Source organism: Marinicella marina, from assembly GCF_030065545.1.
GTDB classification, from domain to species: domain Bacteria; phylum Pseudomonadota; class Gammaproteobacteria; order Xanthomonadales; family Marinicellaceae; genus Marinicella; species Marinicella marina.
Map to the genome: position 1 here is coordinate 14,077 of NZ_JASJNC010000005.1, position 24,536 is coordinate 38,612.

Here is a 24,536-nt window from a genome sequence, read left to right on the forward strand (position 1 = left end):
ATGAATAAATACCAGCAAAAAGCCCAAATCGCTTATATGATTGTTTTGGCATTGATGTTGATCCCACTCTTTGGGTCTTTATTGCCTGATCCAATCGGTTCTCATGCTGCGATATATATGCCACCGTTTAGCTTGACTGGATTCATTTTGGTGGTCATAGTCTATGTCATATTACTGAGTGTTATTGCTTTTGGTCAGCCATACAGATTCTTCACTCTGATGCCTGCTATCGGCTGTGCTTCTTTACTCATCTATGCGTTACATGTCGAATATGTGGATTTCCTCATGCCGTGTAACTTGTGCATCTTGCAACGTGTGGTATTCGTAGTGATTGGTGTCTTATATTTATTGGCCAGCTTAAAACCGGCAAAACACATTGGTAGGTTGATATCGGGTGTATTGATTTTGCTGGCCAGTGGGGTTGGAATCGGGATCGCAGGTCGACACGTTTGGTTACAAAATTTACCGCCTGAATTGGTGCCTGACTGTGGCCCAAGTTTACAAATGATGCTCGAGGATTCAAGCATCTGGCATGCTGTCTCATCTGTGCTGTCAGCCTCTGGTAGTTGTGCTGAAATAAAATGGGAGCATTGGGGCTTGAGTATGCCTACATGGACTTTGATTTGTTTCATTATCATTTTTATATACACAGTACTTTGGATGATTGTTAAAGTACAACCTACACAACAACAATAAATACCCACTAATTATGAAAACTTTAAACAGAACAGAACAACATCAGCCTTGGAATTTAGAAAGCTGGAAAAATAAAGCGATCAGACAACAAGCCACTTACCCTGATCAACAACACTTGAATCAGACCTTAGATAAGTTGGCATCTTTGCCGCCCTTAGTCACTTCATGGGAAATCAAACGATTAAAGAAATACCTGGCTGAAGTTTCACGCGGTGAACGCTTTTTGGTTCAAGGCGGTGATTGTGCTGAGAGTTTTGCTGATTGTAATTCATCGATTATCTCAAATCGCCTCAAAGTATTGATACAAATGAGCCTGGTGTTAATCCATGGTTGTCAAATCCCTGTGGTTAGGGTGGGGCGCTTTGCTGGCCAATACGCCAAGCCCAGGTCGGCCGATTTAGAAACCCGTGATGGAGTGAGTTTACCTTCTTTTCGTGGTGATATAGTCAACCAGAATGAATTCACTGAAGCAGCCCGCATTCCTAATCCTGATAAAATGCTAGAGGCTTATCATCACTCTGCCATGACCATGAATTTTATTCGTGCATTGGTTGCAGGTGGTTTTGCTGACATCAGACACCCTGAGTACTGGAACATTGATTGGGTCAAGCATTCAAAGAGTGCTGAAAAATTCAGTAATTTAGTGGCTCAAATTAAAGAATCGGTTAACTTTGCTGAGGTATTGGTTGGCACCAAGGTGCATAACCTTTCCAGTGTCGAATTCTTTTCAGCACATGAAGCGCTGCACTTGCACTTTGAACAAGCGATGACACGCACTGTGCCCAGAGCAGAGGGTTACTTTAACTTAGGCGCGCATTTTCCTTGGATTGGCCTCAGAACCAATCAAATTGACAGCGCCCATGTAGAATTGATGCGTGGCATCGAAAATCCAGTAGGGGTAAAAATTGGTACCGAAACCGATGACGATCATTTGATTGATTTGTGTCGCACTTTGAACCCAGATAATGAGCCTGGCAAAGTCACCCTGATACACCGTTTTGGTGCTAAGAACATTGAGGATAACCTGCCTCGTTTGATTGCAACGGCCAAAAAAGCTGATTTGGATGTGATTTGGTGTGCTGATCCGATGCATGGTAACACCGAAGCCACTTCTAATGGCTACAAAACCCGCCGTTTTGAAAACATCAGCAAAGAAATCGAGCTGTCATTTAAAGTTCATAAAGAAAACGGTTCACACCTTGGCGGTGTTCATTTAGAACTGACCGGTGAGAATGTCACTGAATGTCTGGGTGGTGCACGTTCACTACAAGAAGCCGATTTGAGTAAAGCCTATACCACACAGGTGGATCCAAGGTTGAACTACGAACAAGCCTTAGAACTGGCTTTTTCTATCAAGGATTTTTATCACCAATAACAATTTCGTAAAAAGCGTATCATGATGAAGCCATACTTTTGTATGGCTTTTTCTTTGAAAAAATACAATGAAAAATTATTATTGTTGGAAATATAAATAACAGATGCTTTTTCAGATGAAAGTGAGTGGTATCGGACTTAGCGCGGGCTGTTGGAGATACGTTCGACGCATCTGAGGCGCCCTCAGAATGTCGTTTTTTACTTCAAAGCATTGAAAGCATCTAACTGTTCTTGAGTGGCCGCTTTTTGGTATTTCTCTTTCCACTCTTTGGGGTCCATTTTGTAGACCACTTTCTTAGCTGCATCAAGGTCTAAGTCTTCGCCCAATTCTTGGGCTTCAGCCGCCATCCATTTGGATAAGCAGTTGCGGCAAAACTTAGCGAGGATCATCAAGTCGATGTTCTGTACTTCTTTGTGGTTATCTAAATGGTCAATCAGGCGGTCTAAGACGCGGGCTTTGATGAGGGTTTCATTGTCGAATGTTTTATCACCTTGGTTGTCTTTATTCATGGTTTGAATCATTGTCTTGTGTTGTGAGGCCATATAGTAACATCAGTTTGATTATTCTGTTATCTGATTTAATGACTTCACTGAGATGATGCTGAGAAGGTGTTAAACTGTCATTTTTGAAATTCAATTGATTGATATGATTACAGTTCATCACTTAAATAACTCCCGCTCACAACGCATCCTTTGGTTACTCGAAGAATTGGGTGTGGATTATGAAATCAAGCGCTATGAGCGAGATGCTGAAACTCAATTGGCACCGAAAGAATTACAAGACGTACACCCTTTGGGCAAATCGCCAGTGGTTACTGACGGTGATCAGGTTTTGGCTGAGTCAGGTGCTATCATTGATTATTTGGGATACAAATACGGCGATGGCAAGTGGGTGCCGCGGCGCAACAGCAAAAAGTATCAACCTTATGTCTATTGGTCACATTATGCCGAGGGCTCTTTGATGTCACCACTGCTACTTAAATTGGTGTTTGATAAGGTCAAAGAAAGTCCTATGCCATTTTTTGTCAAACCGATCGCCAAAGCCATTGCCAATAAAGTGATGTCTTCGTTCGTCACGCCGAATATCATCAGGCATTTCAAATACGTGGAAGCGCACTTGGCTGAAAATACTTATTTTGCGGGCAAGGACATCACGGGTGCAGACATACAAATGTCATTTCCCTTGGAAGCCAGTGTAGCCAAAGGCGCCATCACTGAACAGTCGCACCCAAACATTTATCGATATGTGCGGGCGTTTCAAGACCGTCCGGCCTACCAACGCGCTTTGGAGCAGGGTGGTGAATATGATTATGTCGACTGATGGTGGTTTGCTTCTTGGCTTTCTTGTAAACTAGTCAACCTTTAAGCGTCATCAGGTTAAACAATCATGACTCAATGTCTCTCGAAACAAGCTTTTGAGCAGTTAGCTGCGGAAAAACACAACCGCATTCCACTGTATCGTTGTATCTCTGCAGATTTAGACACGCCGCTCAGTGCTTGGCTTAAACTGGCTAATGGTGAGCACACCTTTTTACTTGAGTCAGTTGAGGGTGGTGCACGTTGGGGGCGTTATTCAATCATTGGACTTTCAGCAGATTTTAGGTTTCAAGTACACGGCAATCGATTTCAAGAGTTTTCATTCGATACTTTGGTTGATGAATATGAAGTTGATGATGTGTTACAACAGATTGAGGACATCAAAGCCCGTTACAGTGTGCCTGAGATAGATGAACTGCCAGGCTTCAATGGTGGCCTGGTTGGTTATTTGGGTTATGAGATTATTGAACAAATTGAACACAAGCTCAAAGGACTGGCACCAGAGGATCGGCTACACATTCCAGATGTCAACATGATGCTGGCCGAGGAGTTGGCGGTGTTTGATAATTTGGCTGGTAAAGTGTGGTTGATTGTGCATGTCGATCCGAATGAAGAGCTGGCTTATGAGAAGGGCAAAAAGCGTCTTGATAATCTAACCCATCGTTTGCGTTCAGGCAGTACTGGTTATGCCGAGATGATTAATCAGAACAGCATTGATTCCACGGATTTCAAAACTGGCTTCACACGGGATGAGTTCGATGTGGCCATAGCCAAATGTAAAGACTATATTGAGTCGGGTGACATCATGCAGGTGGTGTTATCACAGCGCATTTCAACTCAGTTCAATGCCAGGCCACTGGACGTGTATCGCGCATTGCGGGCATCCAACCCATCACCCTATATGTACTTTATGGATTTTGGTGACTATCAAGTGGTTGGTTCATCGCCTGAAGTATTGGTCAGACGGGTGGGTGAGGAAGTCACCTTAAGGCCCATTGCTGGTACCCGCCCTCGCGGCAAAACGCCAGCAGAGGATAGGGCCTATGAAGTTGATTTGTTGAATGATCCAAAAGAGATTGCTGAGCATTTGATGTTGATCGATTTGGGCCGCAATGATGTCGGTCGCATTGCTGAAATTGGCACAGTTGAGCTGAAGGATAAGATGATCATCGAGCACTATTCTCACGTGATGCACATTGTTTCAGAAATCAGAGGCCAACTACAAGCCGGTAAATCCAATGCCGATATCATCAAAGCTGTATTCCCAGCGGGCACTTTATCAGGTGCTGCCAAGGTCCGAGCTATGGAAGTGATTGCTGAACTGGAGAAGGTCAAACGCAATGTATACGCCGGTGCCGTAGGTTATTGGGGCTGGCACGGTGACATGGACATGGCGATTGCCATCAGAACAGCAGTGATTAAAGACCAACAATTGCATGTCCAGGCCGGCGCCGGTATTGTGGCTGACAGCACCGCTGAAAATGAATGGCAAGAAATTATGAATAAATCCAAAGCCGTTTTTCGTGCGGTTGAGCAAGCAGCCAAAGGATTTTGACCTAAGCAAATAAAACATCCGCTTTTTTTGGCATTATTTATGGCCGCATATCGCCATGTATTTGCTGTTCAACTGTGGTTTTACTGGTCTTGTTCATCCGGTCACTTGATTCATGTACGAAACAGGCTCAATATATTTGTTCATTATTGAATTGTATTTATCCTCGTTTTAACCTATATTTACAACCGTCTCTGACTCAGATGGCCATTCAAATGGCCAAATATCTATTGTCTACTGAGATTAAAAAAACTATTAAAAATCAATATATTTAGAGGGTAAATTATGAAAAAACCATCCATTCGGAACGGGTTATACTCGGCGCTGTGCCTGAGTTTAGCCGGTGTTGTAACTACACCAACTGCCTTGGCCCAAGATGACTCTGTGGAAGAGTTGGGAAAAGTGCAGGTCACGGGTTCCAGAATCAGACAGTCACAGATTGAAGGCATTGAAGCCACCCAAACACTCAGTCGTGAAGACATTGATCGAGCAGGCTTAACCTCAGTGGGTGACATCCTTCAACAGCTGACCCAATCAGGCTCAGCCTTGAACACCCGTTTCAACTCCAGCGGTAACTTCGGCTTTCCTGCCAATGGTGGCGGTGTGGGTGCAGGTGCCACCCAAGTTGATATGCGTCATCTGGATCCAGGTCGGGTCTTGGTACTGGTTGATGGCTTGCGTTGGGTCGCGGGCAGTTCAGGTTCAGGTGTCAGTAATGCCGTTGATTTGAACACCATTCCTGTGGGCATCATTGAACGCGTTGAAATCCTTAAAGATGGTGCTTCAGCCATTTATGGTGCTGATGCCATTGCCGGTGTGGTGAACATCATAACCAAGAAAAGCCAACAAGGTGTCGAGCTGCGTGCTTATGCCGGTGCTTTTGATGAGGGTGATGGAGAAACAGGTAGTTTTGAGGCCACTTTTGGTGCTGATACCGACAAAATAAGCATGTTGGTGAATGTCGGTTACACCGATCAAAAAGAAGTCTCTGCTGCTGATCGTTTTTTGTCACGCTTTCCGGTGCCTTTCACAGGTGTTACGCGTGGTAGTTCGGGTACACCGCAAGGCCGATTCTTGTTGAATGACATCAATGGTACTACAATTGATTGTACGCTGAATGCGGGTGTGGTCGGTCCAATCAACTATGACCCCAACTCACCTTGTAATGGTGATGATTACAACACTTGGGATGATGGTGACCGTTTTAACTTTTCACCGTTTAATTATTATGTCACGCCATCTAAACGGGCCAACATATTCGCTCAAGTCAATGTCGAGTTAACCCCGGATGTGACTTGGAACGTTAAAGGTGCTTATAACAACCGCAAATCAACCAATCAAGCCGCACCCGAGCCAATATTTATTGGACCGTTTGCAGAGGCTGGCGCCATTGCTGATAACATTGTCATATCTTCCACCAACCCATACAACCCATTTGGTGTTGATGTGTTTGGTGATGGTTTTGGTTTCATTGGTCGCCGACCTCTTGAGGCTGGGCCGCGGGTGTTCAATCAAAATGTGGATACCACTTATTTGTCTTCTACTTTGGAGGGCTCATTCACAGCCGCTGATCGCAATTGGTTTTGGGATGTCAGTGGGGTATATGGCAAAAATGAAGCCTCTCAACGCAAAACCGGCGCATTGAATATTGCACGGATTGCTACGGCTTTGGGCCCTGTCGATGTGTGTAACAACACCCCAGGCTGTGTGCCATTGAATATATTTGGTGGACAAGGCAATGGAGAAGGTACCATTACATCCGATATGCTCAACTACATATCTTTCATTCAATCAGATAACTCAGAACAAGAGCTGACAGATTTTTCTGCAAATATCAGTGGTGACTTGTTTGAGTTGCCAGCAGGTCCTTTGTCGGTGGCAGTGGGTTATGAGTATCGCAAAAAGTCAGGCTTCTTCCAACCTGATCCGATTGTGGTTGCGGGTGAAAGTAATGGCGTGCCAGCCAGCCCAACGGCCGGTGAATTCAGTGTTGATGAATTTTATGCTGAATTTTTGGTTCCCGTTTTGGCTGACCGCCAATTCGCTGAAAAACTGGATTTTTCATTGGCTTTTAGAAGCTCTGATTACAGCACTTCAGGCTCTGATACCACCGGTAAGTTTGGTTTTCAATACATGCCAACTTCGAGTTTGTTGATTCGTGGTACTTTTGCGGAAGGTTTACGTGCCCCCTCAATTGGTGAGTTGTTTGGCAGCCAAGCCAGGTTTGATGCACAACTCAATGACCCGTGTAACTCAGTTGAGAGACCAGACCCTAACAACCCAGGCCAAACTATACTGGTCGCACCGGATTCGCCGGGCTGTGCTGGTGTTCCTGATGGTTATCGACAACTCAACCCACAAATCTCAACCATAACTGGTGGTAACCCAAACTTAAAACCAGAAGAGGCTGAGACCTTCACTTTGGGTTTTGTTTACTCGCCCCAATGGGCAGAAGATACTGCTTGGGCTAACTCACTTGATTTTGAAGTGACCTATTATGACATTGAAATCGAGGGCGCGATTCAAGCTGTTGATGCTCAATTCATTTTGGATCAATGTGCCGCCGATGCTGGTAGTCCACTGTGTGATAATTTCAGCCGTGATTCATTTGGTAATGTTCAGGACTTCAGTAACCAATTGACCAACATTGGTTTGATTGAAACCTCTGGTGTTGATTTCAATGTTGATTGGACTTCGCCACAATATAACTGGGGTTTTATTCAAGCTCAATGGAACAATTCATTTGTTAATGAGTTTACCGAGGATGGCAGGGACTTAGATGGTATAGAGTTCAGTGATTCAGGTATCCCTGACTGGAATTCTAACCTATTTACCACTGTGAACTATGGTGATTGGAAATTCATCTGGGGTACTCGTTACATCAACAGGTTGACAGAAACTTGTGCTGGTTTCTTGATTGGTCAAGGTCTGTGTTCAGATGAAGCAGCTGGAACCAATAAGTTAGGTGGCACCACCTACCATGACTTGCAGGTGATTTTCCCTGAGTGGAATAACATCCAATTTGAAGCAGGTGTCAATAACATAACTGACAAACGACCACCGACCTGTTTCAGCTGTTCACTGAACGGTTACGACCCTTCTAATTACGATGGTGAAGGGCAATTTGGCTATGTCAGGGCCACGGTTGATTTCTGAATCAATTAACTGTCCCACAATGGTATGAAAATAAACGGTCTCTTGGAGGCCGTTTTTCATTTAATCGCATACAAAAGTTATGTACAATGCCTGATTTGACCGGATTCAGCCGATGTTGTTGATGTTAGATAACTATGATTCTTTTACCTATAATTTGGTCCAGTATTTTGGTGAATTGGATTGTGAAGTAAAAGTTTTTCGCAACGATGAAATCACTGTAGCTGAAGCATTGGCGCTGAAGCCGAAACATGTGGTTATTTCACCTGGACCAAGAAACCCAGACAAAGCCGGTATCTCAATGCAACTGATTGAAGCTTGTGCGGGGAAAATTCCTTTACTTGGCGTGTGTCTGGGTCACCAATCCATCGGACAAATATTTGGTGGAGAAGTGATTCGGGCCAAAACCATCATGCACGGTAAAATCTCTGCCGTACACCATAACAACAACGATGTATTCACGGGTTTGGATAACCCTTTCAATGCCACCCGATACCATTCACTGGTGGTTGCTAAGGACAGTTTACCTGATTGTTTAGAAATCACTGCCTGGACTGAAACAGAGGGTGGTGAATTTGATGAAATCATGGGTTTCAGACACAAAGAATACGCCATCAGTGGTGTGCAATTCCATCCTGAGAGCATTTTGACCGAATTCGGACATCAGATGCTGCAAAACTTTTTAGACCAAAAATAATCATGAATAAAACACCCATACAAAATGCGCTGGACCTGTTAGGCGAGCGTCAAGAATTACCCGCTGGAACTATGCATGCTGTGATGAATCAAATCATGGATGGCGAAGCCACACCAGCCCAAATTGGCGGACTACTGATGGCATTGAAACTCAATGGCGAAACCACAGCACAAATCACTGAAGCAGCAACCGTGATGCGCCAAAGGGCGATCAAAGTTGAAGTCGATAAAACCCACTTGATAGATACCTGTGGCACCGGTGGTGATGGCGTTGGTATATTTAATGTCTCAACGGCAGTTGCTTTCATAGCGGCCAGTGCCGGCTGTCGCGTGGCCAAACATGGTAACCGCTCGGTCTCTTCATCTACTGGCTCTGCGGATGTGCTGGAGGCAGCTGGCTTTAACTTGAGTTTGAATGCGCAGCAAGTGGCTGAATGCATCAATCAATTCAATATTGGCTTTTTGTTTGCGCCGGCACACCACGGTGCCACCAAATATGCAGTGGGTCCTCGAAAGGAACTGGCTGTGCGCACCATGTTTAATTTGTTGGGACCATTGACTAACCCGGCTGATACACCCTTTCAGGTGATGGGTATTTTTGACAAAAGGTGGGTGACTACCGCCGCAGAAGTGCTCAAAGAACTGGGTTCAAAACATGTGATGGTGGTGCATTCAGCCGATGGCATGGATGAAATTTCGTTGGCGGCGCCTACCCATGTAGCAGAATTAAAAGATGGACAAATCACTGAATATGACATCAATCCAGAGCAGTTTGGTCTCAAACTACAACCGGTCGATTCACTGGTGGTGGCTGAGGCCAATGAAAGTTTGGCTTTGATCAAACAAGCCTTAACCGGTCATCCAGGCCCTGCAGCTGATATTTTGGCTTTGAATGCCGGTGCTGCCATTTATGTCGCTGGTCAAGCAGAGGATATGATCCGTGGCGTGAAAAAAGCACAACAAATCATGCAGGCTGGAACGGCTTGGCAATTACTGCAGGATTTATCTACTTACACCCAAAAGCAGGTCCTGGCATGAGTAACATCCTTGATCAAATCATCGCCACCAAACACGACGAGGTGGCAGCGGGGAAGACGCAACAAAGTATCAGCGATTTTCGCAAAGCCATAGAGAAGCAAACATCATGCAGGGGCTTTTACCATGCGATAGAGAATCAATTGATCAAAGGTGAAACTGCGGTAATTGCAGAGGTGAAAAAAGCCTCGCCTTCCAAAGGCATCATCAGGGCTGATTTTGATCCTGTGGCCATCGCACAATCCTATTTAAAAGGTGGCGCCACCTGTTTATCGGTGTTGACAGACCAACAATACTTCAAAGGCTCCAATGACTATTTACTTGCTGTTAGGCAGGAAGTGGGCTTGCCGGTGTTGCGCAAGGATTTTATGGTTGACGCTTGGCAAATTTATCAGTCCCGCGCTTTGGGTGCAGATTGTGTGCTGTTGATAGTTGCTTGTTTGGATGATGAGAAACTGCATGAGTTGCATGACTTGGCCATTGATCTTGGCATGGATGTGCTTGTCGAGGTGCACGATGAGGTTGAAATGCAGCGTGCTTTGAACACGCCAGCCAGGCTGATTGGTATCAACAACAGAAACTTAAAAACATTTGAAACCAGTTTAACCACCAGTGAAGCTTTGGTCCAGATGGTTGATGAGGACCGCATCGTGGTCAGTGAGAGTGGTATCCATTTTAGCCCCGACATCGAATTCCTTCAGCAGCATGATATAAACACTTATTTAATCGGCGAATCGTTCATGCGACATGCCGATCCAGGTATCCAATTAAAGCGCTTGATGAATGGTGAAGTTAGTCCATGAAAATTGGCATCATCGCTGCCATGCACCAAGAGTGTGAGTTTTTCAGGCAGCTGATACAAGCGCCCGTTCACAGCCGTTATTTAGATATCAAGATAACCCATGGTCAATATGCTGGTCACCCAGTGTGTTTGTTAGAATCAGGCATTGGTAAAGTCAATGCCACGATAGCAGCTGAATGGGTCATCAGGGAATTTGCCGCTGATTTAATCATTAATACCGGTTCAGCTGGCGGCATCAAAGCCGGTGTGGCTGTGGGTGACTTTGTTTTTGCTGAAAAGGTGTGCCACCATGATGTGGATGTCAGCCCGATAGGTTTTAAATTTGGTGAGTTGCCTCGATTACCGGTTTATTACCCGATTAAAAAGAAATGGCTTGAACGCTTGGATCAATTGGCCAACCTATTAGGCGACAAGCACCACATTGGAACCATCGCCACAGGCGAGTCTTTCATTTATCAAAACCCACAAGTTGATCTGATCAAACAGCGTTTTCCTGAAGTGTTGGCTTGTGAAATGGAAGCAGCAGCCGTGGCTCAAGTGTGTCACTTGCATGAAATCGATTACATGGTCATTCGCAATTTATCTGATATCGCTGGTCAAGACGCTCAAATAAATTTCAATCAATACATCCAGCAAGCCGGGCAAAAGTCCACAGAACTGGTTTTAGCCTTAATCGATTCAATCAGTTAAGGTTAGCTTTCTCGTACAACTCTTTGTAACGTTCTACGTAGTAGATGTCCAACTGAGAAACGGCACCTTGGGTGCGTTGTTGACAGTAGCCATTCTTAGTGCAGCGCCACCGTTCTGAGCCAGCAGCCGTGGTGATATCGAACAAGTAATCGAAACTCAAATCAGCCAAGGCATCATCGGCCTCTGTGCGTTCGAAGAACATGGCCGAAAATTCTTTCAGTTCATCTGGGTTTTTGGTATCAATCACCGTGGTAAACCGTTCATCAAAAGCTTTGAAATGGGTCAGTTTTGGATAATCTGAGCCACAAGCACTGAGTAATGAAATGATTAGCAGCAAGGCGGCAATTTTGAATGGTTTTCTTTTTGAGGGTTTTTTTTCTTTGGACATAACACACCTAAATTATAATTATGATTTAAGCTGACGGGTCAAGTCATGACACCCAAAGTTCAGAATGTGACATGTGGCCCCCCAGCAAACACGCATAACTAATATAACATATTCATTACAGCTGCACAATTCTGTACTCTTTCTCTGTGAAAATACTGGCTTGTAGTTTGAATTCAATTAAATCACAATAGAGGCATGAATAAAGTGACAAGATTTGCCACCAATTTGAAAAATTTCTGTTTTGAGGTGATGCGGCGTTATCGCGACGATGAGACATCCCTGGCTGCCAGTTCGCTGGCATACACGGCATTGCTCTCAATGGTGCCATTCATGTCGGTATTGGTGACGGTGTTCTCAGCGATGCCACTATTTGAAGACGCTTCACAACAACTGCAAGATTTTATTTTTGAAAACTTTGTACCGACCACCGGTGCCACCATCCAACAATATATTCTGGGCTTTGTGGATAAAGCCCGTGGTTTAACGGTGACCATGTTTCTGGCGGTGTTTGTGACCTCCATTCTGATGATGAATACCATGGAGAAGGCTTTGAATCGTATTTTTGATTCCACATCAACCAGACGAATCAGAACCAAGCTGACCATGTATTGGGCTGTTCTGACCATGGGTCCACTGCTTGTGGGTGGCGGCATTGCCTTGTCATCGGTGCTGTTTGAGAACTCAGCCTTTGCGCCAGTAAAAAACTTCATCGTAAGTGCATTACCAGTGATGGCTTCTATGTTGGCGTTTTTCTTGATTTATTTGATAGTGCCTAACCGCAAAGTGAAATGGAAGCATGCATTGATGGGTGCCATATTTGCCGCGGTTTGTTTTGAGCTGGCCAAGAAAGGCTTTGCTTTGTATGTGACATCAATCCCAAGTTACCAAAAAGTTTATGGTGCTTTGGCCACCATTCCTTTGTTTTTGATATGGATGTTTTTATCTTGGAACATCATCCTTTTAGGTGGCACCATCACATCCACATTGGAAACCTCGCGCTGGCGTTTACACGTACAAAAATACAACAGCAACCAGCGCCTGTTGGTGGTGATGGAAATACTTAATATATTGCGTCGGGCTAATTTTGCAGGGAAAACTGTCAGCTATGCCGAGTTAAGCGGTCTGTTGTATTTCGTACCAGATAATGAATTGAACCAACAGCTTGAATGGTTGACTGAACGTCACTATATCACCACCAGTAACTCAGGTGATTACTTGTTGCGGCATGATTTAAACACTTTGGACTTTAAAACCCTGTACCGCAATGGCCATTTTAAAATCCCAGTGAAAGCCGCTACTAACTTCAGTCAGTATCAGCCTTTGTTGGACCAATACTGGCAACCCGTGGAGTCAATGTTGAAGCATTCCATTGACGAAGTATTTGAATTAATTGATAACAACACAGATGATGATAAATAAAAGCCTCACTTTGACCCTAATGAGTTTGCTGTTGGTGGCATGTTCTGACCAAGCTACTGACAACTCTCCAGTAGAACCAGTCAAACCCAGCGAACAAACCACAGCCACTGTAGCACCCGAAACGGCTGCTGTGGCAGAGCAAGCTGAAAATGATAACGGTATTGTTGCGCCGCTTGAATTCAACCTCACCGACTTAGATGGCAACACAATCAAAGCTTCAGACTATCGCGGCAAGTGGTTGGTGATTAATTACTGGGCGACTTGGTGTGCGCCTTGTCGTGATGAGATGCCTGAGTTGGTACAATTCCAAAAGGAAAATGCCGACACCGTGCAAGTGGTGGGCATTGCGTTTGAAGATGCCACCATTGACAAGTTAAAAAGTTTCGCCAAAGACTTTAATATCAATTATCCGCTGTTAACCATCGATGTCTACAACCCGCCTGAATTTGCTCAAGAGGGCGGCTTGGGTTTGCCCACTACGATCGTTTATAACGCGACTGGCATGCGTCATAAAAAACACATGGGGCCGATTGATGCCGAAGGGCTGTTAGAAATGGTGCAATAACAGCATTCACTGCTTCTCAACCAAGTGGCATCGCTTGGGATTGTGGTTCAGGAGTTTGAATCAACTGATGACAAGATGAATAAAACTCAAGCTGTCGTAAAATCAATCAGATTGCCTTTTCTTATTCTGACACCTGTTTGTGTTTTTCTGGGCTCAAGCTTGGCATTCGCTGAACAAGCGAACTTAGATTCATGGCGGTTGTTTTTTGTTCTGCTTGGGGCCATGTCTGCTCACATCAGTGTGAACACCTTGAATGAATACTTTGATTTCAGATCCGGGCTGGATCTGCAAACTCATCGAACTCCATTCAGTGGCGGCAGTGGAGGCATCCCAAGCAACCCCAAATCCCATAAGATGGTTTTGTTAGTGGGTGTGTTTGCTTTAATGGTCAGTGCCTTTGTCGGCGTGTTTTTTGTCTGGCAGATCGGTGCAAAGATGCTATTTATTGGTCTGCCAGGGCTGATCTTAATAGTTGCATACACAGAGTGGATTAACCGGCGGCCTTGGTTGTGTTTGATTGCGCCTGGTTTGGGTTTTGGCTTACTCATGGTCTCAGGTACCTATGTGGTTTTGGCTGAAAATTTTATCAGCATTCCTTGGTTGGCGGCTTTGGTACCGTTTTTTCTGATTAATAATTTATTGTTACTCAATCAATACCCTGACATCGAGGCTGATGCCGCCATAGGGCGAAAAAACTTGCCCATCTGGTTTGGCATTGCTTTCAGTAATTGGATCTATGCCTTATACATTTTGTTAACAGCCGCTGTTATCTTGATTGGCGTTCATACTGAACAATTCTCCAGCTTGGCTTGGTTGGTGCTGCTGCCCTTGTTGCTGGCTATTTATGCCTGGTTTGGTGCTCGCAAACACAGAGAACAGATTGGTAAACATCCCCAGTATTTAGCGGCCAACACCTTATGCGCCATCACTGCCCCTTTGTTATTAGGTGTTTCATTCATTGGGTTTGCTGGGCAATGACTTGAATGAGGTACATGGTTAATAACAGGATGCGGTGCTGATGGAGGGCGAAATTGCGTATTTAAGGCCATTCGTTCATTATTCGTCGCATTTCTTGCTGCCGTTTTTATTGGCACGTTTGCTGTGGCCTAAACATTGGCTGAAAGCCGGCTTAATCATGCTGGCGACCCTGTTGATTGATGTTGATCACCTACTGGCTGACCCGATTTTCGACCCCAATCGATGCAGTATAGGTTTTCATCCACTGCACACCCATTGGGCAGGACTTTTTTATTTGAGCTTACTGGCCATACCCTCATGGCGATGGCGAGCCGTGGGTTTGGGCTGTTTGTGGCATTTGATCACAGATTTCAACGATTGTTTGTTGGGTGGTATGTGGCTGTGGCCTTAAGGCAAGGCTGTTTCGCCCAGTAAGAAGCGGTGTGATAGAATCAATATCAATGATAATAAAATAAGGGGGTTTTATGTCTTCAACTGATATTTCAGATGCTCAGTTAATGCCAACTGTAAAGCAACGTTTTGATATTCTTGATGCACTGAGGGGCTTTGCGCTGTTTGGTATTTGTTTGGCCAATATTGCTGTGTTCAGCGGCTGGGTTACGGTTCCCGCTGCAGTGAAAGAAAACATCGCTTATGCTGATTATTATGATTTTTTTATTGCCATGGCGATAGATGGGCGTTTTTACACCATCTTCAGTTTCCTCTTTGGTATGGGTTTTGCCCTACAGCTGGAACGATTGACCCAAGCCACTGGCAAAACCAGCATTTATCTGCGCCGCTTATTTTTCCTGTTACTGATTGGTCTGGGCCATATCTTTTTGCTTTGGTCGGGTGATATTTTGGCCTTGTATGCCGTGATGGGTTTTTGTTTGTTTTTGTTGCGGGGTTTGAAGGACAGAGCTGTTTTGGTGCTTGCTATGTTGTTGTTGCTGTTGCCGATGCTGGGTTATGCGCTGTTTTGGCAGTTAGGACTTGATCCTGATGCAGGTTTTTATGAACGCAGCAGCAGGGCGTTGGGAGGCGATGGCTCATTACCCTATTTCTTTCAAGGTTTTGCATTGAACCAAAGCACCACTACATGGAGCGTTTTTTATGACACCCAAATGGGGCTGTCTCATTTCCGCGTGGGCTACCTGATAGAAAGTTGGCGCATTCCAAAAGTCTTGGGCATCATGCTGATAGGCATGTGGGCCGGACGACAGCTTATGCAAGGACAGTTGGTTGAAAACACTGGGCTACAGAAACGCACGCTCATTATAGGCATGATTGTTGGTATTCCAGCAAGTATCTGGTTATGGAGCCTCGGTGGTTTAAGTATTTTTAGTGCGCACAGCATGACTGGCTTTTTGTCTGTGTTGGCTTATACCTTGGGAGTTTTCCCAATGGCATTTGCTTACGTGGCTGCTTTTGCCTTACTGTGGCACAAAGCACCGCAAGTTCTTAGCGTGTTTGCTGCCCCGGGCCGCATGGCCTTAACTAACTATCTGAGCCAAACCATCATTTGTATTGTCATCTTCTATGGTCTTGGTTTTGGGTTGGGAATTAAATATGCACCATTTATATTGATTGCTATCACATTGACCATCATTGCTTTGCAAACAGTCTTTTCAAAATGGTGGCTGAATCGATTCAAGTTTGGCCCAGCCGAATGGGTTTGGCGGTGTTTAACCTATGGTAAAAGGTTGCCGATCAGTCGATAATTATTTGAATTGATTTAAATTTGTAGGGTGGGCTCTGCCCACCAAAAAGATGTCTGATGATTGTGATGGCTGAAATTATTTCAATTTAAGATCTAAGCAGATTTAATAGTCATGTAGGATGGGTTCTGCCCATCATCGAATAGCCTATCAAGCTATAAATGAGCAAGTTGAGCATCCTTTTATTGAGAAACTGAAAACTCCAACTCTGTTTAAAGTTCATCGTCATGATGGGCGGAGCCCATCCTACAATACTTCTTTCATGTAGGTGTTAATCAACCAGCCGATCCAAAGCCCACTCAATATGCTCTTTAACCAGATCACTGGCTGAATCTAATTTATCCTCCAATGCCTGAATGATTTCATCTGTCGCTTCTGCATTGCCCAGTCCCACGGCCAGGTTCCTTTGCCAGGCTTCATATCCAATTCTTCTAATGGGTGAGCCTTCGGTTTTAGATAAAAACTCGGTTTCGCTCCAGTTGAACAGTTCCAATAACTCGATGTCATCCAATTGGTGTCTGGGTTGGAAATCTTGTTCTTTGGTGTTGTGGGTGAACTTGTTCCATGGGCAGACCACTTGGCAGTCATCACAGCCATAAATGCGGTTACCCATGGCAGCACGAAACTCAAGCGGTATGGGGCCTTTGTTTTCGATGGTGAGGTAGGAAATGCAACGCTTGGCATCGACTTGAAAAGGTGCCACGATGGCATCAGTGGGGCAGTCTTGGATGCACTGGGTGCATGAGCCGCAGTGGAAACTTTGTTTGCTATCTGGTTCCAATGGTAAATCGGTGTAAATTTCTCCGAGGAAAAAATAAGAGCCGGTTTTTGAGTTGAGTAAGTTGCTGTGTTTACCAATCCAGCCCAAACCGGCTTTTTCAGCTATGGCCTTTTCCATCACCGGCGCCGAATCGGTGAACACCCGGTGACCAAACTCACCAATTTCAGCAGTGATTTTTTGCGCCAGTTTTTTTAATTTGTTGCGGATGACTTTGTGGTAATCACGACCCAGGGCATAGCGTGAGATGGCGGCTTTGTTGTGTTGTTCAGTCAGCTTTTCATAGGGTTTTAGGCCAGCTGGCATGTAATCCAGGCGCACTGAAATGATGCTTAAGGTGTCAGGCACCAGCGCTTCAGGGCGGTATCGTTTTTCACCGTGCCGCGCCATGTAGGACATGTCGCCGTGGTATTGTTTTTTCAGCCAATCATTCAAATGTTGGCCGGCTTCAGATAAGTTGATGTCACTGATGCCTGCTTGTTGAAACCCCAGTTTAATGGCCCAATTTTTTATTTGTTTTTTGAGCTTCGAGTAATCAAGGTTCTGTTGCATGCCACCAGCTGTTAAAATGATTCTATGAAGTGAACATTATAGACCACAATGCGGGTATCGAAGACCATGATTAAACTATACAGAAACGACAAAACCAAACAAATTGATCAACTGGCAGCAGATTATTTGGGCGTTAACTCCTTTGAGTTGATGCAACTGGCTGGCGCTGCGGTGTATGCACACCTCAAAGACGACCCGCATGTGCTGGTTATCACTGGCCCGGGGAATAACGGCGGTGATGGTTTTGTGGTGGCGGAACTGGCGCGGCAGCAAGGCCAAGTGGTTCACGTGTTGGCGCTGCATCCACCTGAGAAACTCACCGGTGATGCGCGTCAAGCGGCCAAACTCTACCAAGGTGAGGTGTTGACTATGGCCGATGCAGAGCGCATCAAGCAGCTGAGTTTTGATGTGATTGTTGATGCCATTTTTGGAACTGGTTTAACTCGAACTGTGGGCGGTACTTATGCCGATGTGATTCAATGGGTTAACCAGCAGTCCTGTTCCAAGCTTGCGATTGATATACCCAGTGGTTTGAATGGCAGCAGTGGTCAAATCGAAGGGGTGGCGGTGCGGGCTGACAAGACCGTTGCCATTCTGGCCAATAACACCGGTCTTTACACCCAGGATGGCAGCGACTGTTGTGGTGAGGTTTGTTTCGAGTCGTTGCATGTGCCTGAGGCGGCGTATCAAACAGTGCTTCACAGTGGCGAGTTGTTGCATGAAAATGCATTGAAAGCATTGACTAACAGGGCCAACAACAGCCACAAAGGCGACTTTGGACATGTTTTGACGGCGGGCGGGCAAGCCGGCATGTTAGGGGCAGTTTTATTGGCCGGTCGCGCGGTGTTAAAAGCAGGTGCTGGTTCTACCACGGTCATCACTGATGCATCACACGCCCATATGCTGCCCCTGCATGCACCTGAATTGATGAGTGTGGCTTATGACAGCGTCGCTTGTGTTGGTGGTCTGGCGCCAGAGCAAATCAATCGAGCATCGGTGCTGTTGTGTGGCATGGGTTTGGGTCAGTCTCAATGGTCAAAACAACTGTTCAAAAGCTGTTTGCAGTCCAAGTTAGCTTTGGTGTTGGATGCCGATGGCTTGAACTTGTTGGCCCAAGCTGCCAGTGTGCCAAAACAATTGGCTGTGATAACACCGCATCCTGGCGAGGCAGCGAACTTGTTGCAATGTTCAACCCAAGACATCCAAAACAACCGCTGGCAAGCAGTGCAGGACTTGGCCAAAAAATACCAGTGTGTGGCGGTGCTGAAAGGTTCAGGCACCTTGATTGCAGATGGTGAAGCCACTTGGTGTTGTCCTTATGGCAATGCCAATCTGGCCACAGCTGGATCGGGTGACGTGCTGGCGGGTATGGTGGCCGGGTTGATGGCCCAGGGCTACGAGGCCAAGCAAGCAGCACGACTGGCGGTGTTGTGGCATGCCATTGGTGGCGGGCGCAGTGTTTATGGCATGACTTTAACCGCTTCTGAACTGTTGAATTCTTTGCACTTGGTCATAAATAGTGAAACATGAAAAATACCACTGTTCATGAAGTCAAGAACCTGTCGCAGTTACGAGATGTGGCCACAGCATTCAAGTCATCCCTAAAGCCAGGCGCTGTGATTTATTTAGCCGGTGATTTGGGTGCTGGTAAAACCACATTCACACAAAACCTGTTAGCCGCTTGTGGTGTTAAGGAGCACGTAAAAAGCCCCACTTATAATTTGTATGAAACATACCAAGGCAGTGATTTGGGCTTTGTTCATATGGACTTGTATCGTTTAACCGACCCGGAAGAGCTTTATTTTTTGGGCATTGAGGACTTGATTGATGGTCAGCAAGTGTTACTGGTTGAGTGGCCTGATAAAGGTGCAGGCGTGATGCCAAAGGCAGATTGGATGCTGTTGTTTGAAGCACAAAATCTTAACCGAACCTTAACAATAACATCAGAAAAATAGCCTATCTTGTTGATTTTGTGTAAAAAAGCTTGATAAGACTGGCGCTTTTCAATAAAATTCAAGGGAATCTTGTTTTGAGTGTCATGAAAAAATCTATCCTAACAGCCTTAGTTTTATTGTTTTGTAGCCAAGTTTTGGCCACAAACATCGAGGGCATGCGGGTGTGGACCGGCCCAGATCACACCCGAGCTGTGTTTGATTTGAGTGAGCAGGCTGACTATAAATTATTTGAATTACAAAATCCGCCCAGGGTGGTGATTGATTTGGATGATTCTAAATTGACCTCGTCATTGGCCATAAAAAACAATAAGGACATTAAAAAGGTCAGATTCAGCACCGATAAAAATCGCGTGCGCATTGTGCTGGATTTACAGGATGATTTGAAATCCAAAAGTTTTTTGCTGAAACCCACGGGTAAATACGGTCATCGCTTGGTGGTGGATTTACGCAATGAGGTGAAGGCACCGATTAAAACGCTGGCAGAAGTGACCAAGCCCAATCGCGATGTGATTGTGGCGATTGATGCTGGGCACGGTGGCGAAGATCCAGGAGCCATTGGTCCTTCTGGGGTGTATGAAAAGCATGTGGTGTTGAATATTGCCAATGAATTGGCGAAGAAAATTGATGCGCAAAAAGGCATGCAAGCCTTCGTGGTGCGCACCGGAGATTATTACCTCAAGCACCGCAAGCGCTTTGAAAAAGCCCGCCAGAAAGGTGCCGATTTGTTTGTTTCGATTCACGCCGATGCCTTCCACAGTCCAAAAGTGAATGGTGCCAGTGTCTATATCTTGAACCAACGTGGCGCATCCTCTGAGGCAGCCAAGTGGTTGGCTGCCTCTGAAAACAAATCTGACCAAATCGGCGGCGTGGTGATTGAAGACAAGAAAGATGTGTTGTCACAGGTTTTGTACGACCTCTCTCAAAACGCGGCGCTGGAAGAAAGCCACAAAGCTGCCAAGGCGGTCAAAGCTTCATTGAAACATGAAATAAAGCTACACGGCCAAGGTTTTGGTCAAGCCAACTTTCTGGTGTTGAAGTCGCCTGATGTGCCTTCTATGTTGGTAGAAACCGGATACATCAGTAACCCCGGTGATGAACGCAAACTACAAGACCCGAAACATGTCGATAAGTTGACCCGTCAAATCACCCAAGGGATTCGCAACTATTTTTACCAAAGTCCACCGCCCAATACCTGGATAGCAGCACAGGCCGGTAACAGAAAGGCGCAAAAGCACATCGTTCAAACCGGCGATACTTTAAGTGAAATTGCTACCAGAAACGGTATTTCCATGTCTGAATTGAAATCCATCAACAACAAATCAAGTAACCGATTGATGGTTGGTGAAGTGCTTTACTTACCCAACTGATATTCATGCCACTGTTTCACATGCCTTGTTTGGCCAGTGTCTGGTGGATTTGATTGATTTGCATCACAGCTGCTGAACCATACCAAGGGATTAACTCCATTTTCAGTCGGCCGGCCTTGATGGCTGGGTCTGTTTTTGTTAACTCTGCTGCTTCCTCAACTGTCGTGACATTAAAAATATAAATGCCTTGCATGCCTTGCTCATTGGCGGCAAAAGGACCGGCCAAGACCAAATCACCATTTTCAGCCATGCGACCGATGTTCGCCATGTGGGCTTTTTGTAATTCAGCGGCCTCCTGCTTTGATTGATTACGATTTGGGCCGGCTTTTAAAAATGCCATGACATACATTTTCATGCCGTATTCATCGGCACCTAACTCAGTGGCTAATTGTTCATTGAATGCGGGTGAAGAATTGGTGTTTTTTTCTGCAGCGACGTTGGTAGTTAGACCCAATAAAGCCATGCTGCTGATGATCAATGCTCGATGTATCATGATGTTTCCTGGTGTAAATAAAAGCATACATTATCACAGACTGTTGCTTTGTTTAACTCACGAAGCGTCTTTTACTTTGTCACTGGGTTTCAAGTGCCATCTTATCAACCATAAACCATGACTTTTGTGGCATGTAATTGCATGCACATTGGTATAAATTACGCTATCCCATGACAACCTCAGAATGATTCACATTGTTTTGATAAGTTTTGTGGTGGAATGTTTATTATTTTTGATAAGAGGAAAACCTATGCGATTTAAGAACGCGGTTCGATGCTTGACGGCTATGCTGGTCATGTCATTGTCATTCAATGCTTTGGCAAAATTACCCAAGGGCATTGAGAAAGTCACTGAAGTTGAGGGTATCACAGAATACCGCATGGACAACGGTTTACAAATTTTGTTGTTTCCAGATCAATCTCAAGAAACCCAAACAGTGAACATCACCTATCATGTCGGTTCAAAACATGAAAACTACGGTGAAACTGGGATGGCTCACTTGTTGGAGCACTTGGTATTCAAGGGCACACCAACCCATCCAAATATCACCAAAGAACTGACTGACCGTGGCGCTGAGCCAAATGGCACCACTTGGACCGATCGAACCAATTACTTTGAAACCTTGGCCGCCTCGGATGATAATTTAGAATGGGCCATCGGTTTAGAAGCAGATCGCATGATCAACTCTTTCATTTCGAAAGAAGACTTGGATTCTGAAATGACTGTGGTACGGAACGAACTTGAGAATGGCGACAACAACCCCATCAGGGTGTTGTTACAACGCATGGGTTCGATTGCATATGATTGGCATAATTATGGTAAAAGTACCATTGGTGCCCGTGCTGATTTGGAAAATGTAGACATTTCTAACCTGCAAGCTTTTTACCGCAAGTATTACCAACCAGACAACGCCACTTTGATTGTGGCCGGTAAAATTGATGTGGATAAAACCCTCGCTTTAATTGATAAACACTTTGGTCCGATTCCAAAGCCAGAGCGGGTCTTGCCTGAATTATATACTGAAGAGCCGATTCAAGACGGCGAGCGTTCAGTAACGGTGCGCCGCGCTGGTGATGTTCAAGTGGTCGGTGTGATGTACAAAGCACCTGCTGGCTCGGATGAAATGTTTCCAGCGGTAAATGTGTTGTCGCAAGTCATGGCACACCCAACCACAGGTCGTTTGAATGAAAAGGTGGTTAAGAAAGGTTTGGCAGCCGGTTCATTCGGTTTCAATTTCCAATGGGCAGAGCCAGGCGTGATGAATTACATGATACAAGTGGCCAAAGACAAAGACCTTATGGCAGCAAAAGACGCCTTCTTAGAAACTTTAGAAAATGTCGATGAGAATCCAGTGACAGAAGCTGAGGTAAAAGCAGCAAAAGCCAACTTGATTAAACAGTTTGAACTGTCATTCAACTCATCAGAAGGTATTGCTCTGGCACTCAGTGAATGGGTTGGAATGGGTGACTGGCGTTTGATGTTCCGAAACCGCGATTTAACCGAAGCTGTGACAGTTGAACAAGTTCAACAAGCAGCCGAAGAATACATGGTCAATGATAACCGCACTTTGGGTCTGTTCATTCCTGAAACTGATTTTGATCGTGCTGATTCGATTAAAAGGTATTCAGTGGCTGAAGTCAAAGCCAAAGTGGCCGACTACCAAGGCCGCGAAGCAGTGGCACAAGGTGAAGATTTTGATCCTTCCTTTGAAAACATCGATGCCCGCACAAAGCGCGTTGAGTTACCTAATAACGCTGAATTGGTTCATGTTAACAAGGAAACCCGTGGTGATTCTGTGGTGATGAATATGCGCCTTGATTTAGGTAATGAAGAGGCTTTATATAACAAATCAACATTGGGTTTATTGGCGGCTCGGATGTTGGACCGCGGTACTGAGAATTTGAATCGCAATGAGTTGAAAGCAAAATTCGATGAACTCAAAGCCAATGTCGGTGTTTCAGGTTCTGCAACAGGTGCTAACATCAGTGTCAGAACCACTCGTGAGAACTTGCCGGCGGTGATTGAGTTGCTTGATGAAGTATTGAAAAAGCCAGCTTTTGATGCCGAAGAACTAGAGGTATTGAAGCAAGAGATTATTGTCGGTCTGGAGCAACAAAAACAACAGCCTACCACTCAAGTTTTCAGAACTTTGGGTCAACATTTGGACCCTTATGAGCCAGGTCACCCAAGGTACCAAATGGACATCGATGATCAAATAGCCGAAATCAAGGCAGCCAAATTGAAAGACATCAAAGCGTTCCATAAAAAGTTCTATGGTGGTCAAGATGCCGACATCAGTATTGTTGGCGATTTTGACGAAGATGTGGTTACAGCTGAAGTTGAGTCGGTATTGAAAGGCTGGGAAAGTGATGTTGAATACCAGCGTGTGCCAGCGTCTTATGCGGTGGTAGACAGCATCAACCGTTTCATCGACACGCCGGATAAATCTGGCGCTGCTTTCGGTGCCATGATGCGCATGCCAATCAGTGATGACCACCCTGATTATCCTGCCTTGTTTATGGCCAACCAAATGTTTGGTGGTGGTTTCATCAGCAGCCGTTTGGCCAATCGTTTGCGTCAGCAAGATGGTTTAAGTTACGGTGCTGGATCTTTCTTTAATGCTTCATCACAAGACGAAGTGGCTACTTTTGGTGCTTATGCCATATGTGCACCAGAGAACTTAGTCAGGGTTGAGCAAGGCTTTAAAGAAGAATTGCAGAAAGTATTGGATGAGGGTTTCACTCAGCAAGAGTTGGACGATGCGCGCAACGGTGTGTTACAAAATAACCGCATAGATCGCGCCAAAGACAACCGTTTGGCGAGTCAATTGGCCAGTTATATTGATTTGGACCGCACCCAAGAGTGGAACAAGAATTATGAACAAGCCATCCAAGACTTGACCATTTTACAGGTCAATATGGCGTTCAATAAATACGTCGATATGGACAGTTTTTCTATCATCACCGCCGGTGATGCTGCGAAAGCCAAAGGCGAATAATTCTATTTACATAAAATGACTCAGGCCGAAC

22 protein-coding genes are annotated in these 24,536 nt (G+C 45.1%); 18 read left to right on the forward strand and 4 right to left on the reverse strand.

The window, feature by feature from the left end:
• Both QNI24_RS08710 and QNI24_RS08715 read left to right on the forward strand, forming a co-directional pair.
• A complete protein-coding gene (locus QNI24_RS08710; protein WP_267177586.1) occupies positions 1 to 696 on the forward strand; it encodes a disulfide bond formation protein B in 696 nt (231 codons plus the stop codon).
• 13 nt (positions 697 to 709) lie between these two features.
• The gene (locus tag QNI24_RS08715; protein WP_267177587.1) at positions 710 to 2,071 is read left to right on the forward strand and encodes a class II 3-deoxy-7-phosphoheptulonate synthase; all 1,362 of its coding nucleotides are present in this window, start codon (positions 710 to 712) and stop codon (positions 2,069 to 2,071) included.
• Positions 2,072 to 2,268: 197 nt separating this feature from the next.
• Here QNI24_RS08715 and QNI24_RS08720 read toward each other — a convergent pair whose 3' ends face one another.
• Entirely contained in the window at positions 2,269 to 2,580 is a 312-nt protein-coding gene (locus tag QNI24_RS08720; RefSeq protein ID WP_267177588.1) for a DUF1244 domain-containing protein, read from the reverse strand.
• 136 nt (positions 2,581 to 2,716) lie between these two features.
• On the opposite strand from QNI24_RS08720, the gene QNI24_RS08725 reads away from it, so the two are divergent.
• The 7 genes from QNI24_RS08725 to QNI24_RS08755 all read left to right on the forward strand — a co-directional run bounded on the left by QNI24_RS08725 (position 2,717) and on the right by QNI24_RS08755 (position 11,315).
• Entirely contained in the window at positions 2,717 to 3,391 is a 675-nt protein-coding gene (locus QNI24_RS08725; RefSeq protein ID WP_267177589.1) for a glutathione S-transferase, read from the forward strand.
• A gap of 66 nt (positions 3,392 to 3,457) precedes the next feature.
• Complete coding sequence (gene trpE / locus QNI24_RS08730) at positions 3,458 to 4,942, forward strand: anthranilate synthase component I (protein WP_267177590.1); 1,485 nt, start codon at positions 3,458 to 3,460, stop codon at positions 4,940 to 4,942.
• 282 nt (positions 4,943 to 5,224) lie between these two features.
• Positions 5,225 to 8,095 carry a TonB-dependent receptor domain-containing protein gene (locus tag QNI24_RS08735; RefSeq protein WP_267177591.1) on the forward strand — a complete coding sequence of 957 codons (2,871 nt, stop codon included), beginning with the start codon at positions 5,225 to 5,227 and terminating at the stop codon, positions 8,093 to 8,095.
• Between the two features lie 112 nt (positions 8,096 to 8,207).
• Positions 8,208 to 8,789 (forward strand): anthranilate synthase component II, encoded by a 582-nt coding sequence (locus tag QNI24_RS08740; protein ID WP_267177592.1) that lies wholly within the window; start codon positions 8,208 to 8,210, stop codon positions 8,787 to 8,789.
• A gap of 2 nt (positions 8,790 to 8,791) precedes the next feature.
• Positions 8,792 to 9,826, forward strand: a complete 1,035-nt coding sequence (gene trpD, locus QNI24_RS08745; protein ID WP_267177593.1) for an anthranilate phosphoribosyltransferase — start codon at positions 8,792 to 8,794, stop codon at positions 9,824 to 9,826.
• Complete coding sequence (gene trpC, locus QNI24_RS08750; RefSeq protein ID WP_267177594.1) at positions 9,823 to 10,626, forward strand: indole-3-glycerol phosphate synthase TrpC; 804 nt, start codon at positions 9,823 to 9,825, stop codon at positions 10,624 to 10,626. The genes trpD and trpC overlap by 4 nt, the downstream gene beginning before the upstream one ends.
• On the forward strand, positions 10,623 to 11,315 hold the full coding sequence (locus QNI24_RS08755) for a 5'-methylthioadenosine/adenosylhomocysteine nucleosidase (RefSeq protein WP_267177595.1): 693 nt from the start codon (positions 10,623 to 10,625) through the stop codon (positions 11,313 to 11,315). The genes trpC and QNI24_RS08755 overlap by 4 nt, the downstream gene beginning before the upstream one ends.
• On the opposite strand, the gene QNI24_RS08760 is transcribed toward QNI24_RS08755, so the two are convergent.
• Positions 11,308 to 11,703 (reverse strand): hypothetical protein, encoded by a 396-nt coding sequence (locus QNI24_RS08760; RefSeq protein ID WP_267177596.1) that lies wholly within the window; start codon positions 11,701 to 11,703, stop codon positions 11,308 to 11,310. The two genes, QNI24_RS08755 and QNI24_RS08760, sit on opposite strands and share 8 nt — an antisense overlap.
• 195 nt (positions 11,704 to 11,898) lie before the next feature.
• On the opposite strand from QNI24_RS08760, the gene QNI24_RS08765 reads away from it, so the two are divergent.
• The 5 genes from QNI24_RS08765 (at position 11,899) to QNI24_RS08785 (ending at position 16,365) form a co-directional block, all read left to right on the forward strand.
• Complete coding sequence (locus QNI24_RS08765) at positions 11,899 to 13,122, forward strand: YihY family inner membrane protein (protein WP_267177597.1); 1,224 nt, start codon at positions 11,899 to 11,901, stop codon at positions 13,120 to 13,122.
• Positions 13,112 to 13,687: a TlpA family protein disulfide reductase gene (locus QNI24_RS08770; RefSeq protein ID WP_283708630.1), complete on the forward strand. Its 576-nt coding sequence runs from the start codon at positions 13,112 to 13,114 to the stop codon at positions 13,685 to 13,687. The genes QNI24_RS08765 and QNI24_RS08770 overlap by 11 nt, the downstream gene beginning before the upstream one ends.
• 75 nt (positions 13,688 to 13,762) lie before the next feature.
• Positions 13,763 to 14,665: a prenyltransferase gene (locus QNI24_RS08775; RefSeq protein WP_267177599.1), complete on the forward strand. Its 903-nt coding sequence runs from the start codon at positions 13,763 to 13,765 to the stop codon at positions 14,663 to 14,665.
• Between the two features lie 40 nt (positions 14,666 to 14,705).
• On the forward strand, positions 14,706 to 15,056 hold the full coding sequence (locus tag QNI24_RS08780; RefSeq protein WP_267177600.1) for a DUF6122 family protein: 351 nt from the start codon (positions 14,706 to 14,708) through the stop codon (positions 15,054 to 15,056).
• Between the two features lie 73 nt (positions 15,057 to 15,129).
• Positions 15,130 to 16,365 (forward strand): DUF418 domain-containing protein, encoded by a 1,236-nt coding sequence (locus QNI24_RS08785; protein WP_267177601.1) that lies wholly within the window; start codon positions 15,130 to 15,132, stop codon positions 16,363 to 16,365.
• 268 nt (positions 16,366 to 16,633) lie between these two features.
• Here QNI24_RS08785 and queG read toward each other — a convergent pair whose 3' ends face one another.
• A complete protein-coding gene (queG, locus tag QNI24_RS08790; RefSeq protein WP_267177602.1) occupies positions 16,634 to 17,692 on the reverse strand; it encodes a tRNA epoxyqueuosine(34) reductase QueG in 1,059 nt (352 codons plus the stop codon).
• A 66-nt stretch (positions 17,693 to 17,758) separates the two neighbouring features.
• Between queG and QNI24_RS08795 the strand changes: the two genes are divergently transcribed.
• The 3 genes from QNI24_RS08795 (at position 17,759) to QNI24_RS08805 (ending at position 21,014) form a co-directional block, all read left to right on the forward strand.
• The gene (locus QNI24_RS08795; RefSeq protein WP_267177603.1) at positions 17,759 to 19,222 is read left to right on the forward strand and encodes an NAD(P)H-hydrate dehydratase; all 1,464 of its coding nucleotides are present in this window, start codon (positions 17,759 to 17,761) and stop codon (positions 19,220 to 19,222) included.
• On the forward strand, positions 19,219 to 19,647 hold the full coding sequence (gene tsaE, locus QNI24_RS08800; RefSeq protein ID WP_267177604.1) for a tRNA (adenosine(37)-N6)-threonylcarbamoyltransferase complex ATPase subunit type 1 TsaE: 429 nt from the start codon (positions 19,219 to 19,221) through the stop codon (positions 19,645 to 19,647). Before QNI24_RS08795 ends, tsaE begins: the two co-directional genes overlap by 4 nt.
• Before the next feature lie 83 nt (positions 19,648 to 19,730).
• A complete protein-coding gene (locus tag QNI24_RS08805; RefSeq protein WP_267177605.1) occupies positions 19,731 to 21,014 on the forward strand; it encodes an N-acetylmuramoyl-L-alanine amidase in 1,284 nt (427 codons plus the stop codon).
• A gap of 16 nt (positions 21,015 to 21,030) precedes the next feature.
• On the opposite strand, the gene QNI24_RS08810 is transcribed toward QNI24_RS08805, so the two are convergent.
• Positions 21,031 to 21,507: a YciI family protein gene (locus QNI24_RS08810; protein ID WP_267177606.1), complete on the reverse strand. Its 477-nt coding sequence runs from the start codon at positions 21,505 to 21,507 to the stop codon at positions 21,031 to 21,033.
• Between the two features lie 250 nt (positions 21,508 to 21,757).
• On the opposite strand from QNI24_RS08810, the gene QNI24_RS08815 reads away from it, so the two are divergent.
• A complete protein-coding gene (locus tag QNI24_RS08815) occupies positions 21,758 to 24,505 on the forward strand; it encodes a M16 family metallopeptidase (protein ID WP_267177607.1) in 2,748 nt (915 codons plus the stop codon).
• The last annotated feature ends 31 nt before the right edge of the window (positions 24,506 to 24,536 follow it).

Excerpts from the sequence above, each read along its gene's own strand:
- QNI24_RS08710 (WP_267177586.1), top strand. The coding sequence starts at position 1 with ATGAATAAATACCAGCAAAAAGCCCAAATCGCTTATATGATTGTTTTG.
- QNI24_RS08715 (WP_267177587.1), top strand. The coding sequence starts at position 710 with ATGAAAACTTTAAACAGAACAGAACAACATCAGCCTTGGAATTTAGAA.
- QNI24_RS08720 (WP_267177588.1), bottom strand. The coding sequence starts at position 2,580 with ATGAATAAAGACAACCAAGGTGATAAAACATTCGACAATGAAACCCTC.
- QNI24_RS08725 (WP_267177589.1), top strand. The coding sequence starts at position 2,717 with ATGATTACAGTTCATCACTTAAATAACTCCCGCTCACAACGCATCCTT.
- trpE (WP_267177590.1), top strand. The coding sequence starts at position 3,458 with ATGACTCAATGTCTCTCGAAACAAGCTTTTGAGCAGTTAGCTGCGGAA.
- QNI24_RS08735 (WP_267177591.1), top strand. The coding sequence starts at position 5,225 with ATGAAAAAACCATCCATTCGGAACGGGTTATACTCGGCGCTGTGCCTG.
- QNI24_RS08740 (WP_267177592.1), top strand. The coding sequence starts at position 8,208 with ATGTTGTTGATGTTAGATAACTATGATTCTTTTACCTATAATTTGGTC.
- trpD (WP_267177593.1), top strand. The coding sequence starts at position 8,792 with ATGAATAAAACACCCATACAAAATGCGCTGGACCTGTTAGGCGAGCGT.
- trpC (WP_267177594.1), top strand. The coding sequence starts at position 9,823 with ATGAGTAACATCCTTGATCAAATCATCGCCACCAAACACGACGAGGTG.
- QNI24_RS08755 (WP_267177595.1), top strand. The coding sequence starts at position 10,623 with ATGAAAATTGGCATCATCGCTGCCATGCACCAAGAGTGTGAGTTTTTC.
- QNI24_RS08760 (WP_267177596.1), bottom strand. The coding sequence starts at position 11,703 with ATGTCCAAAGAAAAAAAACCCTCAAAAAGAAAACCATTCAAAATTGCC.
- QNI24_RS08765 (WP_267177597.1), top strand. The coding sequence starts at position 11,899 with ATGAATAAAGTGACAAGATTTGCCACCAATTTGAAAAATTTCTGTTTT.
- QNI24_RS08770 (WP_283708630.1), top strand. The coding sequence starts at position 13,112 with ATGATAAATAAAAGCCTCACTTTGACCCTAATGAGTTTGCTGTTGGTG.
- QNI24_RS08775 (WP_267177599.1), top strand. The coding sequence starts at position 13,763 with ATGAATAAAACTCAAGCTGTCGTAAAATCAATCAGATTGCCTTTTCTT.
- QNI24_RS08780 (WP_267177600.1), top strand. The coding sequence starts at position 14,706 with ATGGAGGGCGAAATTGCGTATTTAAGGCCATTCGTTCATTATTCGTCG.
- QNI24_RS08785 (WP_267177601.1), top strand. The coding sequence starts at position 15,130 with ATGTCTTCAACTGATATTTCAGATGCTCAGTTAATGCCAACTGTAAAG.
- queG (WP_267177602.1), bottom strand. The coding sequence starts at position 17,692 with ATGCAACAGAACCTTGATTACTCGAAGCTCAAAAAACAAATAAAAAAT.
- QNI24_RS08795 (WP_267177603.1), top strand. The coding sequence starts at position 17,759 with ATGATTAAACTATACAGAAACGACAAAACCAAACAAATTGATCAACTG.
- tsaE (WP_267177604.1), top strand. The coding sequence starts at position 19,219 with ATGAAAAATACCACTGTTCATGAAGTCAAGAACCTGTCGCAGTTACGA.
- QNI24_RS08805 (WP_267177605.1), top strand. The coding sequence starts at position 19,731 with ATGAAAAAATCTATCCTAACAGCCTTAGTTTTATTGTTTTGTAGCCAA.
- QNI24_RS08810 (WP_267177606.1), bottom strand. The coding sequence starts at position 21,507 with ATGATACATCGAGCATTGATCATCAGCAGCATGGCTTTATTGGGTCTA.
- QNI24_RS08815 (WP_267177607.1), top strand. The coding sequence starts at position 21,758 with ATGCGATTTAAGAACGCGGTTCGATGCTTGACGGCTATGCTGGTCATG.